This is a genomic window from Microbacterium sp. C7(2022) (assembly GCF_028823665.1).
Taxonomy (GTDB): domain Bacteria; phylum Actinomycetota; class Actinomycetes; order Actinomycetales; family Microbacteriaceae; genus Microbacterium.
The window spans coordinates 316,512-329,629 of sequence record NZ_JAPEHV010000006.1 but is presented as its reverse complement, the minus strand read 5'-3'; the positions used below and the strand labels follow the sequence as shown (position 1 = coordinate 329,629).

The 13,118-nt window shown below is 67.4% G+C and carries 12 protein-coding genes; 1 reads left to right on the top strand and 11 read right to left on the bottom strand.

Annotation, left to right across the window (positions count from 1 at the left end; all coding sequences use genetic code 11):
* Positions 1–67: 67 nt before the first annotated feature.
* The 7 genes from ON062_RS11890 to ON062_RS11860 all read right to left on the bottom strand — a co-directional run bounded on the left by ON062_RS11890 (position 68) and on the right by ON062_RS11860 (position 6,410).
* Positions 68–790, bottom strand: a complete 723-nt coding sequence (locus tag ON062_RS11890; RefSeq protein ID WP_274647349.1) for a sulfite exporter TauE/SafE family protein — start codon at positions 788–790, stop codon at positions 68–70.
* Positions 791–848: 58 nt separating this feature from the next.
* On the bottom strand, positions 849–2,003 hold the full coding sequence (locus ON062_RS11885) for a mannitol-1-phosphate 5-dehydrogenase (RefSeq protein ID WP_274647426.1): 1,155 nt from the start codon (positions 2,001–2,003) through the stop codon (positions 849–851).
* Entirely contained in the window at positions 2,003–2,440 is a 438-nt protein-coding gene (locus ON062_RS11880; RefSeq protein ID WP_274647348.1) for a PTS sugar transporter subunit IIA, read from the bottom strand. The genes ON062_RS11885 and ON062_RS11880 overlap by 1 nt, the downstream gene beginning before the upstream one ends.
* A gap of 75 nt (positions 2,441–2,515) precedes the next feature.
* The gene (locus ON062_RS11875; protein ID WP_274647347.1) at positions 2,516–4,069 is read right to left on the bottom strand and encodes a PTS mannitol transporter subunit IICB; all 1,554 of its coding nucleotides are present in this window, start codon (positions 4,067–4,069) and stop codon (positions 2,516–2,518) included.
* Positions 4,066–5,739, bottom strand: coding sequence for a phosphoenolpyruvate--protein phosphotransferase (ptsP, locus tag ON062_RS11870; protein ID WP_274647346.1), 1,674 nt, complete (start codon positions 5,737–5,739; stop codon positions 4,066–4,068). The genes ON062_RS11875 and ptsP overlap by 4 nt, the downstream gene beginning before the upstream one ends.
* A 4-nt stretch (positions 5,740–5,743) precedes the next feature.
* On the bottom strand, positions 5,744–6,019 hold the full coding sequence (locus ON062_RS11865; RefSeq protein ID WP_274647345.1) for an HPr family phosphocarrier protein: 276 nt from the start codon (positions 6,017–6,019) through the stop codon (positions 5,744–5,746).
* A 40-nt stretch (positions 6,020–6,059) separates the two neighbouring features.
* Positions 6,060–6,410: a PTS sugar transporter subunit IIB gene (locus ON062_RS11860; protein WP_274647344.1), complete on the bottom strand. Its 351-nt coding sequence runs from the start codon at positions 6,408–6,410 to the stop codon at positions 6,060–6,062.
* A gap of 147 nt (positions 6,411–6,557) precedes the next feature.
* On the opposite strand from ON062_RS11860, the gene ON062_RS11855 reads away from it, so the two are divergent.
* Positions 6,558–8,480 (top strand): transcription antiterminator, encoded by a 1,923-nt coding sequence (locus ON062_RS11855; protein ID WP_274647343.1) that lies wholly within the window; start codon positions 6,558–6,560, stop codon positions 8,478–8,480.
* Positions 8,481–8,489: 9 nt separating this feature from the next.
* Here ON062_RS11855 and ON062_RS11850 read toward each other — a convergent pair whose 3' ends face one another.
* From ON062_RS11850 to ON062_RS11835, 4 genes are read right to left on the bottom strand one after another with little or no spacing between them, the layout of a single operon-like run.
* A complete protein-coding gene (locus ON062_RS11850) occupies positions 8,490–9,074 on the bottom strand; it encodes a GNAT family N-acetyltransferase (RefSeq protein WP_274647342.1) in 585 nt (194 codons plus the stop codon).
* 9 nt (positions 9,075–9,083) lie between these two features.
* Positions 9,084–10,490: an MFS transporter gene (locus ON062_RS11845; protein WP_274647341.1), complete on the bottom strand. Its 1,407-nt coding sequence runs from the start codon at positions 10,488–10,490 to the stop codon at positions 9,084–9,086.
* 56 nt (positions 10,491–10,546) lie between these two features.
* Positions 10,547–12,268, bottom strand: coding sequence for a phospho-sugar mutase (locus ON062_RS11840; protein ID WP_274647340.1), 1,722 nt, complete (start codon positions 12,266–12,268; stop codon positions 10,547–10,549).
* Entirely contained in the window at positions 12,265–13,098 is an 834-nt protein-coding gene (locus ON062_RS11835; RefSeq protein ID WP_274647339.1) for a purine-nucleoside phosphorylase, read from the bottom strand. Before ON062_RS11835 ends, ON062_RS11840 begins: the two co-directional genes overlap by 4 nt.
* Positions 13,099–13,118 lie beyond the last annotated feature (20 nt).

Below are 13,118 nucleotides of genomic sequence, written 5' to 3'. Positions count from 1 at the left end.
CAGCGACCAATCGTAAGCGTTAGTTGGTATTAACTGAAATCCCGTGTGGCATCCACACAGTCTGGTCCTATGCGAACAGCGTGACAATGCCCCGGACGAGCACGACGGTGGCGCCGGCCCACGCAATGGACAGCATTCCGATGCGCGCAATGCGCGCGGGGACGAAGCGGCTGAGTAGCGTGCCGATCGCGATGCCGAGAGCAGTCGCAGCGACGAGCAGCCACACGTCGCCGGCGGGAGAGGCGGGAAGACCACGCAGAGCGACCGACACGGCGCTCAGAACGACGAAGATCACTTGCACACTCGCCGCGAATCGGCGCTGCTCCCATTTGTCGCCCACCGCGTACGCTGCCAGCGGCGGACCGGACAATCCGCTCGCCACATGCATGAATCCCGCGGCAGACCCGGCGACGATAGCCCCGGTCTTGCCCCGCAACGAAGCGGCAAGCAGCGGGATCCAACCCGCGACCAGCGCGAAGTAGGCCATGGCCGCGATAAGGATGAGCAGGGCGGCTTCGGGCAACGCCGCGACGAGCATCGCGCCGAAGGGAGCCGCAAGAAGGCCCGGCCAGATGAGCCACCACGCGCGTCGCCATTCGACGTCTCGCCAGACGAGCGGCACGGCCGTCATCGAGGCGACCAGTGCCAGCAGCACGCCGATCGTCACGCCCTCCAGCGGTCCGTAGAGCAGGACGATGGGGCCGAGCAACACGAGCACGAAACCCAAGCCGGTGATGCGCTGGATGACGGCAGCGATGAACGCGGCCAGGCACGCGAAGAGGACGGTCACGGCGGGAGAGTCTACGTGCCCGCCGTGACCGATCCGAATCGGTTCGGCGCGCGGGTCGTCAGGTCCGCAGAGTCTGCTGACGTGCGGTGACCACGTCGACAACGGCGGAGAACAGTGGATGCTGCGCCGAGAGGCCCGTCACCGAGGCGGTGAACTCCGTGGCGTCTTCTTCGCGCAACCGCTGCTGCATCTCGACCGATTGCACGTCTTCGGGATCATTGAAGGCGAGCGCGGCGCCGATCGCCGAGACGAGCGCATCGGCGCGGAGGCCGCTGTCGACGGCCTCGGCGGCAGGCCCGATGAAACGCTCGTGGCGCGAGAGTTTGCGCAGCGGCTGCCGCCCGACTCGCCAGACAGTGTCGGGGAGCTCGGGGTTGCGGAACCGCTGCAGGATCGTCGCGCGGTACTCGGCCTGAGTGGCCGGATCGAGGCCGTGCTTCTGCACGAGCAATGCCGATGTCTCTTCGAGCACCGCTTCGACCTGGGCAGCGATGGCGTCGTCGGCGAGCGCGTCGGAGATCTTCTCGACGCCGGCCCGCGCGCCGAAGTAGGCCGTCGTGGCGTGACCGGTGTTCACGGTAAACAGCTTGCGCTCGATGTACGGCTCGAGGTCGTCGACGAAGTGTGCGCCGGGGATCGACGGCAGGTCGTCGCCGAACGGTCCCTTCTCGATCGCCCACTCGTAGAACGGCTCGACCGTGACATCCACGCCACCACCGGCAGGTTGCCCCGGCACGATGCGGTCCACCGCGGTGTTGGCGAACACGGCGCGTGAGGACAGAGCCTCCCACTCCGCGCCAGCCGCGGCGGCAATCTCATCGCGCAGCAGATCGGTCGCGCCGATGGCGTTCTCGCATGCCATCACCTGTAGGGGGCTGCGCGCGGCATCCCGGCTCCGGAGCCCCGCGAGGATGTGCGGCGCAATGAATTTCAGCACGGTCGGGCCGACGGCGGTGGTCACGACATCTGCCGCTGCCACTTCGGCGACAACGGCATCGGGGTCGGTGGCGGAGTTGAGCGCGCGGAACCCGGTGACCACAGTGTCGCGCCCGCCGTCGCCGACCTCGTGCACGGTGTAGCTGTCGACGGCGTTGATCGCGTCGACGAGCGGCGCGGCAACGTCGGAGAAGACCAGATCGTAGCCGCCTTCGTGCAGCAGAAGACCGACGAATCCGCGTCCGATGTTGCCGGCGCCGAAGTGGACGGCCTTCATCACACGCCGGCCTGTGACACCAGGGCGAACAGCTCGTCTGCGGTCGTGGCCGACTTCAGCGCGGCCACTTCGTCCTCGTCAGAGAACAGCACCGCGATCTTCGACAGGATCTCGAGGTGCTCGTCGCCCTTGCCCGCGATGCCGACGACGAAGGTCACGTGCTCGCCGTCCCAGTCGACGCCGCCGTCATAGCGGACGACGGAGAGCGCAGAGTCGAGGATCGCGTCCTTCGTCTCGTTCGTCCCGTGCGGGATGGCGAGTTCCATGCCCATGTACGTCGACACGGTCTGCTCGCGCAGCTGCATCGCTTCGTAGTAGGCGCTGGTGACAGCACCGGCAGCCTCGAGGATGTCGGCGGCTTCTTTCATCGCTTCCTGCTGGGTGGCACCGTCGGCGTGAATGCGTACCTGCGCGGCGGTGAGTACTTCATCTGCCATCTTCTTGCCCTTCTCTCGATGGGGCTGCAGGGCCGGAGGCCTCTCGCCGTCCGACCCTGCAGCGGTCGTGGGATGCTACTTGTTCTCGTGCTGGTCGGCGACCATCTGCACGACCTCTTCATATCGCGGAGAGTTCATGAAGTTGTCGACCGAGATGTGGATCGCCTCGGGCGTCTGCTGACGCGCGCGGTCGGTGAGCTGGTTCTGTGTGATGACCAGGTCGGCCGACGAGTCGAGGTTCGCGATCGCCTTGTTGGTGACCGAGACGTCGTCGAAGCCCGCCTTCTTGATCTTGTTGCGTAGGACGCTTGCACCCATCGCCGACGATCCCATTCCGGCGTCGCACGCGAACACGATGTTCGTGATCGTGCGCTCGGTCATCGTGGCAGGCTCCACGCCCCCGTCTGCGGCCGTCGCGGCGCCGCCGCGGAGGCCCGACAGTGCGTCCGAAGACTTACCCTTGGCTGCCTCGGTCTGCGTGATCGCCGCGCCGAAGGCGTCGTCGGTCGCGCCCATGGCGGCAAGATCGCGCTTGCGGGATGCCCGGAGGATGACGCCCGCGATCAGGAACGTCACGGTTGCCGACAGCACCACCGACAAGATGACGGCGAAGTACGCGCCGGTCGCGGTCTGTGCGAGCACCGCGAGGATGCTGCCGGGGGCGGCCGGTGCGCGCAGGGCGCCGCCGAGGAGCATGTTCGTGGTGACACCGGTCATTCCACCCGCGATCAGCGCCAGAATGGTGAGCGGCTTCATCAGCGCGTATGGGAAGTACACCTCGTGGATGCCGCCGACGAACTGGATGAGCGCCGCACCGGGGGCCGAGGCCCGTGCCGCGCCGATCCCGAAGATCGCGAATGCGAGCAGCAGCCCGAGGCCGGGGCCGGGGTTGGCTTCGAGCAGGAACAGGATCGACGAGCCCTCGTCCGCGGCCTGCTGAATGCCCAGCGGGGTCAACACACCGTGGTTGATGGCGTTGTTGAGGAACAGCACCTTCGCAGGCTCGATCAGGATGCTGGTGAGCGGCAGCAGGTTCGCCTCGACGAGCCAGTTCACCGCGTTGCTCAGCGTCTCCATGAGTCCGTTGACCAGCCACGCGATCGGGTAGAACCCGACGACAGCCATGACGAAGCCCCAAATGCCGGCGGAGAACATGTTGACGAGCATCTCGAAGCCCGCCTTGATCTTGCCGTCCCACAGGCTGTCGAGCCACTTCATCGTGTACGCGGCGAGCGGCGCCATGATCATCGCACCAATGAACATGTGCACCTGGCCGAGCTGGTTGTCGGCCGGCAGGTCAGCATTGACCTGCGCGATCAGCAAGTCCGACCCGGCGATCGCGCCCATCGTGGCGATCGAGGCGACGACGCCGCCTCGGACTCCATAGACGATGGTTCCACCGGTGTAGCCGATGATGATCGGCAGCAGATAGTGGATGAACGGCCCGACGATCGTCGCCAGGTCTTCGTTCGGGGTGAAGCCGTCGGAGATGAAGAACGCGGTGAAGATACCCCACGCGATGAGCGCCGGGATATTCGGCATGATCATGCCGGAGAGATACGTTCCGAAGCGCTGGACCCCGACTCGTACCGTGCTGCCGCCCGAGGTGGGCGTAGACGCCGTTGTCATTGCTGTGTCTCCTTTGTGTGGGCCGCGGCCTGGTGGGCTGCGGTTCGTGCGGATGCCGCGTCCGCGGCGGACAGGGCCGCTTCGGCGATCTTTCGGGCATCGTCGAAGGTGTGATCGAGCAGAGTGGCGCGCACGTCGGCGAGCGCGGTGGGAGCCATCGACAGGCTGGTGGCCCCGAGGCCGACCAGGACGACCGCGAGCAGGGGATCGGCTGCGGCTTCGCCGCAGATGCCGACCGGTTTGCCGAGGGTCGCTCCGGCGGACCCGACGTCCTTGATCAGCCGTAGGACAGCCGGATGCCACGGATCTTGGAAGCCCGCGACCGAACCGAGCAACCGATCGGCGGCCATCGTGTACTGCGTCAGGTCGTTCGTGCCGATAGAGGCGAAGTCGGAAACGGCGAGCACGCGGTCGGCCAGGAGTGCCGCCGCGGGAACCTCGACCATGACGCCGGCCGTCTTGATGCCGTAGTCGCGAGCGAGATCGGTGAAGTAGGCGGCTTCATCGACCGTGGCGACCATGGGCGCCATCACCCACAGATCGGCGCTCGTGGCGGCATCCGCCTCGGCCAACGCCGTGAGCTGTTCGCGCAGGATGTCTTCGCTGGCTTGAAGCGCACGGATGCCGCGTAGCCCGAGCGCCGGGTTCTCTTCGTGCGCGTCGTTGAGGAACGCGAGAGGCTTGTCAGCACCGGCGTCGAGCACGCGCACGACCACCTTTTTCCCGGGAAACGCCTGCAACAGTTCGATGTACGCCTCACGCTGCTGCTCGATCGTCGGGGCCTGGCTCGAGCTGAGGAAGAGGAACTCGGTGCGGAACAGGCCCACGCCCTCGGCGCCGAGAGCGACAGCATCGGCGGCGCCCTTGGGGTTTCCGAGGTTCGCCAGCAACGGGATCGCGGTGCCGTCGGCCAGGGCGCCGTCGGTGATCGGCGCCGATGCGGCTTCGGCACGCTCGGCAGCGCGACGCTCGGCGCGCGTGAGTTCGTCGTCGCTCGGTGAGGTGACGACGACGCCGGCCGCGGCATCCACGATCACTGTCTCACCGTCGCTCAGCTGTGAAGCACCCCCGGCGCCGACAACGGCGACGATCGACTTCTCGCGCGCGAGGATGGCCGTGTGCGACGTGGGCCCACCCTCGGTGGTGACCAGTGCCAGGACCTTGTCGAGGTCGAGCAAGGCGGTGTCGGCCGGGGCGAGGTCTTTCGCGATGAGGACGAACGGATGCCCCGGGTCGGGCACACCGGGGGCGGGAACACCGCGCAGATGAGCGATGACCCGCTGTGCGACATCATCGAGGTCGGCGGCGCGCTCGCCGAGGTACCCGCCGATCGCCGTGAGCTGGTCACGGAACGCGGCGAACGCGTCGTGCACCGCCCATTCGCCGTTCTTGCCTTGTGCGATGCGGGCCGCGACCTCGTCGGCGAGCATCGGATCTTCAGCCATCATCGCCTGTGCCTCGAGCACGTCGCGCGCGGCGCCGCCGGCTTGCTCGCCTCGCTGCTCGAGTTCGCGCGCGACGGCCTCGACGGCTGCGGCGACGCGGGAGGTTTCTTCGTCGACGGAGAGTTCTGACGGCTCGTCGGTCGGCGCCGCGAGCGGCTCTGACATGCGCGCGACGGGACCCTGGGCCACGCCCAGGCCGATCCCTACTCCACGGATTTCGGGCATGGTGCTACTCCGCATCGTGATCGGTGGTGAGCAGCTCGCTGAGAAGGTCGAGCGTGGTCTCGGCACCGTCGCCGTCGGCCGTGAGAGTCACGTAGTCGCCGTGTTCGACGCCCAGTGAGATCACACCGAGAATGCTGGCCGCATTCACGGGCGCGCCCGAGCCCTTGGCGATCGTCACGGGAATACCGGAATCCTTTGCCGCTTGCGCGAACAGCTTCGCGGGGCGCGCGTGCAGACCGTGTGACGATCCGATGTGGACCGTGCGGGAGATGGCGGACATGGGGTGACCTCTCTGTCGTGTCGTGCGGTATTCGTTCGTGTCAGCCGGACGTCGGGGTGGTGTCGGCGGTCGGGGAGAGCCCCCCGGTCGTCCCGACCGCATCGCGCACGAGCCGAAGCGTGCGCGAGCCGTCCCGATCCGTGAAGATGTCGGGCGGCAACAACACCACCGTCGTGCCGCGGGACTCGGCCGCGTGTTCGATCTGATCGAGCACGTGAACGAGGTGGGGACCCACCAGCACGACATCAGCGGCATCGAGGTCGATGGGGAGCGACTGCTCGGTGCCGGCGAAGGCGGTGTACGAGAACCCGTGTGATGCCGCAGCATGACGCAAACGCTGCGCCACGAAGGTGCTGGACGCACCAGCACCGCACACCACGAGAATCTTCATCGATCGCCTCCAGAATTCATTGTGCGCGGGGGCTGGGAGGCGGACAACCAGTCCTCTTTCCGCAGGGGCGGAAAGCCGCCGTTCCCCGCGGAACGCGTGGTTGACTGGGGGTGGACCCGAATGCGACGTCGGGCGGAGGAGAGTGCCATGACCCGGGCGAGGCAAGACCGCGTTCTCGGTCTGCTCGTTCGCGCCGACGAGTGGATGACGGCCGCGGCCCTCGCCGACGTTCTTGGTGTGACGCCGCGAAGCGTTCGCTCGTATGTCACCGCGATCAACGCGCGTGTCGCGGACGGGGTCGCCGTCGAATCGGGGCCGCAGGGCTACCGTGCCGGCCCGGCAGCGGCCGCCGCCCTGCGCAGCGGCAACGACGGCGGCACGCCGCGAGACCGCCTGCACCAGGTGGTTCGCGCGCTGTTGGACTCACCCGACGGAATCGACGTCTTCGCTATCGCGGACGAGATGTTCGTGTCGTCGGCGACGGTCGAGTCAGACCTCGCGCGCGTGCGCTCTCTGCTCGGTGGGACCGAGCTCACTCTCGAGCGCGTCGGCCCACGCGCACGGTTGCAAGGAACCGAGGCCGCGCAACGGCGGCTGCTCAGCAGACTCATCCACGACGAGATGGACGACGGCTCCTTCGATATCGCCGCGTTGCGCCGCACCCTCGGCGAAGATTCTGCTGGCGCGCAGTCGCTGGGAGCGTTCAAGACCGATCTCGTCGACCGCCTGGGAGGGCGCGGCTGGTTCGTCAACGAATTCGGCATCACCGACGTGGTGACCGGCTTCGCGATCGCCGCGGACCGGGTGTCGCGCGGTCGTCCGCTCGATGCCGTTGTGGCAGAGCCTTCTGCGCGCCGCCAGGAGATCGCCGACATCATCGCCGAGCTCGCCGAGCAACACCTCGGGGTGCAACTCGGGGCAGGCGACCAGCACCACCTTGCAACGCTCGTGCTGACGCGCGTCGTCGCCCCGGACTCGCATGCGAGTGATGTGGCGGACGCGGCATCCGTCGACTCCCGTGTCGAAGACGCCGTGCGCGATGTCGTCGCTCAGGCGGCCGAGCAGTACCTGGTCGACATCGCGCACGAAGATTTCGTCCGGCGGCTGACCGTCCACATCGAGAACCTCTTGCATCGTTCGCGAGAGCAAGCGTGGTCGCGCAACCCATTGACGCGTTCGCTGAAGTCCACCTTCCCGATGATCTTCGACGTCGCGGTGTTTATTGCCAGCGCGCTGCACGAGCGCCTCGGGATTCCCCTTCTCGACGACGAGGTCGCGTACATCGCGATGCACATCGGCGGGCGCCTGGAGCGCAGTCGCCGACCCGATCACCACCTCACGGCAACGATCGTGTGCCCAGGGTTCTACGAACTGCACGAACTGCTGCGCTCGAGCGTCGACCGCTCTCTCGGGCAGGCCATCGACGTGGTGTCTGTCGAGACACGCGTCGATCCCGACTTCGCGAGCATGCAGACCGACCTCGTGCTCACCACGATGGACCCGCCTGTGCCGAGCGATCGGATCGTTCGGATTCAGCCGTTCCTCACCGAAGCCGACATTGAACGGGTGCAGGCGGCCGTGGGGCGCATCCGGCGCGCGCGGCGCCTGGCAAGGCTGCGCACCGAACTCGAGCGCTACTTCGTTCCCGAGGCATTCGTGCGGGGAGTGGATGCCGCAGCCGGCGTGCACGGAGTCATTCGCGAACTGGGAAGTCACTTGGTGCGTGAGGGCGTGATCGACGACGAGTACGTGTCGCAGGCGATTGAGCGAGAGGAACTGTCGTCAACCGCGTTCACCGACGCGCTCGCCGTGCCGCATGCGATGGGGATGACCGCGACCCGCACCGCGATCGCGGTAGGTATCGCCGAACCGTCGATGACCTGGGGTGACGGGCGTGTGCAGGTGGTCGCCCTGGTCGCTTTTTCAGAAAGCGACCGAGAAGCTTTCCAAACCGTGTTCGAGCAGTTCGTCGAGGTGTTCTCCGAGCGGGAGAGCGTGCAGCGCATCGTGCGCCGCAGCACCGACTTCGGGGGCTTCCTCGACGAGCTCGTCGCCGTCATCGACGGCTGAGTGGCGCCTTCAGGCGCGGCGCAATCGCTCGGTGAGGCCCAGCCGGACTGCGGGCCACTCGTGCGGGAGGATCGAGAACACCACCGTGTCGCGCAGCGTGCCGTCGGGGCCGATGCGGTCGTTGCGCAGTACGCCGTCCTGCTTCGCGCCCAGGCGTGCGATTGCCGCGCGTGACTGCCGATTGTGCCAGTGCGTGCGGAACTCCACCGCGATCGCATCGCAATCCTCAAAGGCATGGCCCAGCAGAAGCAGCTTGGCCGCGGTGTTCACCGCGGTGCGCTGCGCACTCGGGCCGAGCCACGTGTACCCGATCTCGACGTGGCGGTTTGCTTGGTCGATGTTGCAGAAGGTCGTCATGCCGACGGCGTCGCCCGTGTCGAGGCGGCGCACCGCCCAGGGGTTCATGACCCCGGCATCGTGTCGCCGTTTTCGCGTCTCGATCTCGTCGTACATCGTGTCGGGGGACGGCGCGGCGGTGTACCACGCGTGCTCGAGACCCACGCAGGCGCGCGCGAGGTCCTCGGCGTGATCATGGCTGAGCGGCTCGAGGCGCACGTGTTCGTTCTCGAGCGTCACTTGCTCGGTCAGCAGCATCTTTTGAGCCTAGAGTGCGTCGCCGTCGCGCGTGTCGTCCGGCGTGGGTGCATCGTCGTCCATGACCGCGGCGACCGTGGCGGCCGCGACTGCCGGATCATGCGACGTCATCTGTGACGCGGCGCGCGCGGCGGCGAACGCCCGCCGCCCTGCCGGGAGGAACACTGCGCCGGCGATCACGACAAATGTGAGCACGCCAGCGGCCACGAGTAGCGTCTCGATCGGGACGAGGTCGGCAAGTGGCCCGAACACCACCATGCCGATCGGCATGGCCACGGCCATGACGATCCCGACGAAGCCGAACACGCGCCCTTGGCGCTCGGGTTCGACCGTTTCTTGCAGCAGCGTCATCGACGGCGTCGAGAAGAACGGTACCGCGAGGCCCACCAGGAACATGAAGGCGAAGAACACCCACATGTTGGGGGACAGGCCCAGGCCGATCGACAGCACTCCGAAGACCAGTGAGGACGAGATGATCATGCCGATGCGGCTGCGCGAGGCGAAGAACGACGCCACCACGATTCCGCCGAGCATCATGCCCACGCTGAACGAGATTTCGAGGATGGCGAGGTTGATGACATCCTGCTGCTCGCCGGCGGGGAACGAGCGGACGAGCATCAGCGGGGTGAGGTTGCTCGGCGCGACCGTGAGCAGGAAGATGATCGCGAACAGCACCAGTAGCCACCGCACGAACGCGTGGTGCGCGACGTAGCGCACGCCATCCACGAGGTCGGCGAAGTAAGGCGTGTGCGCGTCGGCAGCGCGGCGGATAGTGGGTACCGCGATGCCAGCGAGGATCCCGATACCGATCAGCGCGGTGACCACATCGATGAAGAAGATCGGGACGAGCGAGGCGGACGATCCGCCGTTCGCCGCCGACGCCCAGGCATAGATCGCTCCGGCAGCGGCGGGTGCGAGCAATGCCATCGCCGACTGGATCGAACCGTTGATTCCGTTGATGCGCATGAGGTGCGCGGACGGTGTGATCTGCGGGATCAGCGCCGAGACGGCGGGCATCTGGATGCCGGCTCCCGCCGACCGGATCGCGAGCGCGGCGAAGATGACCCACACCGCGTCGTACCCGGTGAGCATGATGAGCGCCAAGATGAGCGTCGTGGCCGCGATGGCGGCATCCGCCCCCATGATCAGCAGCTTCCGGTTATGACGATCCGCCCACACGCCGCCGAAAATCGAGATGACGGCCTGTGGCAGGAAGCCGAAGAGGGCGGCGAGCGTCATGATCCAGCCCGACTGGTACGTGATCGTGAGGTACCAGAACACCGCGTACTGCACGAGCATCGAGCCGAACAGGCTGACAGTCTGGCCGCTCAAGAAGAGCACGACCTTCGTCAGCCAGCGCGACGACCCCTCGGGGGAGGGCGCGTCGCTCATCGGCTGCGGACTGCTATCGCTCATGGTGTCTCTCTCTGATCGGCCACCAGATTCTCGCACGACCGACCGACACCGTGTGACTAGCCGTGTTGCTCGAGAAGAGCCCGCGCGCCCGCGCTCAGCGCTGCAATGCGCTCCTGGGCGAGATCTGCCGAGTCGCCACGCACGTCGAGGTATAGCTTGAGCTTCGGCTCCGTGCCGCTGGGGCGCACGATCAGACGCGACCCGTCTTCGAGCCACACCCGCAGTACGTCGCCGGGCGGAAGACCGTCGGCCCCGTCGAGGAGATCGTCGATGCGATCCACCGCGACCTCGCCGATCGCTGTCGGCGGCTGGGCACGCAGTGACGCCATGATGCGTCCGATTGTCGAGACGTCATCGACACGCAACGAGATCTGGTCGCTGGCGAAGGCGCCGAACGTTTCGTCGAACTCTGTGAGCAGGTCGGCGACAGTCTGCCCGCGGCCGCGCGCTTCCGTGACCAGTCCGAGCATGGCGACGGCCGCCGAGATTCCGTCCTTGTCGCGCACGGTCTCGGGGTTCACCAGGTAGCCGAGGGCCTCTTCGAAACCGAACGCGAGGTTGGGTGCGCGCGAGATCCACTTGAACCCCGTAAGGGTCGCGTGAAAGTGCAGTCCGTAGTGGGATGCCACGGCAGCAAGCCCCGGCGACGATACGAGCGAGCACGCCAACGACGCACTGTCGGCGTCGCCGCGCGCGGCCACGAGCTGCGCTGCGCGCCAGCCCAGGAGCAACCCGATCTGGTTTCCCGTGAGCCGACGCCATCCTTGAGCGCTCTCGGAGTCGGGAATGGCGACAGCCAGTCGGTCGGCGTCGGGGTCGTGGGCGATGATGATCTCGGCGTCGCTTTCGCGCGCGGTCTCGAACGCGAGATCCATCGCACCGGGTTCTTCCGGGTTCGGGAACGCCACGGTGGGGAACGCGCCGTCCGGCGCGATCTGGGCGCTCACGGGCGTCGGTGCGGGATACCCCGCCTCGTCGAGCACGCGCGAGAAGGTCTCCCCGCCGACGCCGTGCATCGCCGTGTACACCCAGCGCAGGCCCTCGGCGCCCTCGGGCGCCGGAGCGACGGCCGCGGTGGCGGCGACGTAGGCATCAACGACGGATTCCGGTGCGACCGAGAAGGCAAGCGAACGGGGGAGCGTCGTGACATCACCCTGGTCGGCCACGCGCTGGATGTGCGAGGCGATCTCGGCATCCGCCGGAGAAACGATCTGCGAGCCGCCGTCTGACCCGCCGAGGTAGACCTTGTAGCCGTTGTCGTTCGGCGGGTTGTGGCTGGCGGTCACCATGACGCCCGCCGCCGCGCCCAGATGGCGGACGGCAAAGGCGAGCACCGGCGTCGGCAACAGTCGGGGCAGCAGCACCGCGCGTAGCCCGGCACCGGCGAACAGTTCGGCGGAATCCCGCGCGAACACGTCGGAGTTGCGCCGTCCGTCGTAGCCGATCACCACCAGGGGTGCGTCGTCATCTGTCTCCGTGGAGGCGTGGTCGAGCACGTAGGCGGCCAGGCCCGCCGCTGCCTGCGCGACCAGCACCCGATTCATGCGGTTGCTGCCCGCCCCGAGTTCCCCGCGCAGTCCGGCGGTACCGAACGCCAGGCGGCCGTCGAAGCGGTCCGTCAGGTCGGCAATCGCCGCAACGTCACCGGATTCCGCTGCGGCAATGAGCTCGCGCAGTTCCGCCCGCGTCTGCCCGTCGGGGTCTTGCGCCAGCCACGCCTGAGCCTCGGCGATCACGCCGGGGGTGGCATCCGCTCCCTGGGCTTCCTCGTCGCTCACAGTTCGCCGATCACTCGGGCCAGCAGCGACGAGATCACGGGCTCGGCCTCGCGGCCAGCGTCGATCACTTCCTGGTGGCTGAGCGGTGTGGTCTGGATGCCCGCGGCCATGTTCGTGATGAGCGAGAACCCGAGAATCTCCATGCCGGCCTGCCGCGCCGCGATTGCCTCCAGCGCGGTCGACATGCCGACGATGTGCCCGCCGATCGTCTTCGCCATGCGTACCTCGGCCGGGGTCTCGTACTGCGGCCCGCGGAACTGGCAGTACACACCCTCGTCGAGGGTCGGGTCGACACGCCGGGCGATATCGCGAAGCCGAGTCGAGTACAGATCGGTCAGATCGATGAACGTGGCGCCCTCGAGGGGTGAGTCGCCGGTCAAGTTGATGTGGTCGCTGATCAGCACCGGCTGCCCCGGGTTCCACTGGGCCTTGATGCCCCCGGCGCCGTTGGTGAGCACCATCGTTCGCGCTCCGGATGCCGCGGCCGTGCGCACACTGTGGACGACGCGGCGCACGCCGTGACCTTCGTAATAGTGAGTGCGCGCCCCGATCACCAGGACGTTCTTCCCCTTCGGAGTCTTCACGCTGCGCAGCGTGCCGACGTGCCCGGCGAGCGCGGGCGCACTGAAGCCGGTGACCTCAGTCGCAGGGAACGATGCGGTGGTCTCGCCGATGAGGTCGGCGGCCTTTCCCCAGCCGCTACCGAGGGTCAGCGCGATGTCGTGGCGCTCTACTCCGGTGATGCGGGCGATATCGGCGGCGGCCGTCGCAGCGACCCCGAACGGGTCAGTGCGAGGGTCGTCGAGGGGGTGTGATGAGGTGTCGGACATACCCCCACTTTAGGAACTGC

Excerpts from the sequence above, each read along its gene's own strand:
- ON062_RS11885 (WP_274647426.1), bottom strand. The coding sequence starts at position 2,003 with ATGAAGGCCGTCCACTTCGGCGCCGGCAACATCGGACGCGGATTCGTC.
- ON062_RS11880 (WP_274647348.1), bottom strand. The coding sequence starts at position 2,440 with ATGGCAGATGAAGTACTCACCGCCGCGCAGGTACGCATTCACGCCGAC.
- ON062_RS11875 (WP_274647347.1), bottom strand. The coding sequence starts at position 4,069 with ATGACAACGGCGTCTACGCCCACCTCGGGCGGCAGCACGGTACGAGTC.
- ptsP (WP_274647346.1), bottom strand. The coding sequence starts at position 5,739 with ATGCCCGAAATCCGTGGAGTAGGGATCGGCCTGGGCGTGGCCCAGGGT.
- ON062_RS11865 (WP_274647345.1), bottom strand. The coding sequence starts at position 6,019 with ATGTCCGCCATCTCCCGCACGGTCCACATCGGATCGTCACACGGTCTG.
- ON062_RS11860 (WP_274647344.1), bottom strand. The coding sequence starts at position 6,410 with ATGAAGATTCTCGTGGTGTGCGGTGCTGGTGCGTCCAGCACCTTCGTG.
- ON062_RS11855 (WP_274647343.1), top strand. The coding sequence starts at position 6,558 with ATGACCCGGGCGAGGCAAGACCGCGTTCTCGGTCTGCTCGTTCGCGCC.
- ON062_RS11850 (WP_274647342.1), bottom strand. The coding sequence starts at position 9,074 with ATGCTGCTGACCGAGCAAGTGACGCTCGAGAACGAACACGTGCGCCTC.
- ON062_RS11845 (WP_274647341.1), bottom strand. The coding sequence starts at position 10,490 with ATGAGCGATAGCAGTCCGCAGCCGATGAGCGACGCGCCCTCCCCCGAG.
- ON062_RS11835 (WP_274647339.1), bottom strand. The coding sequence starts at position 13,098 with ATGTCCGACACCTCATCACACCCCCTCGACGACCCTCGCACTGACCCG.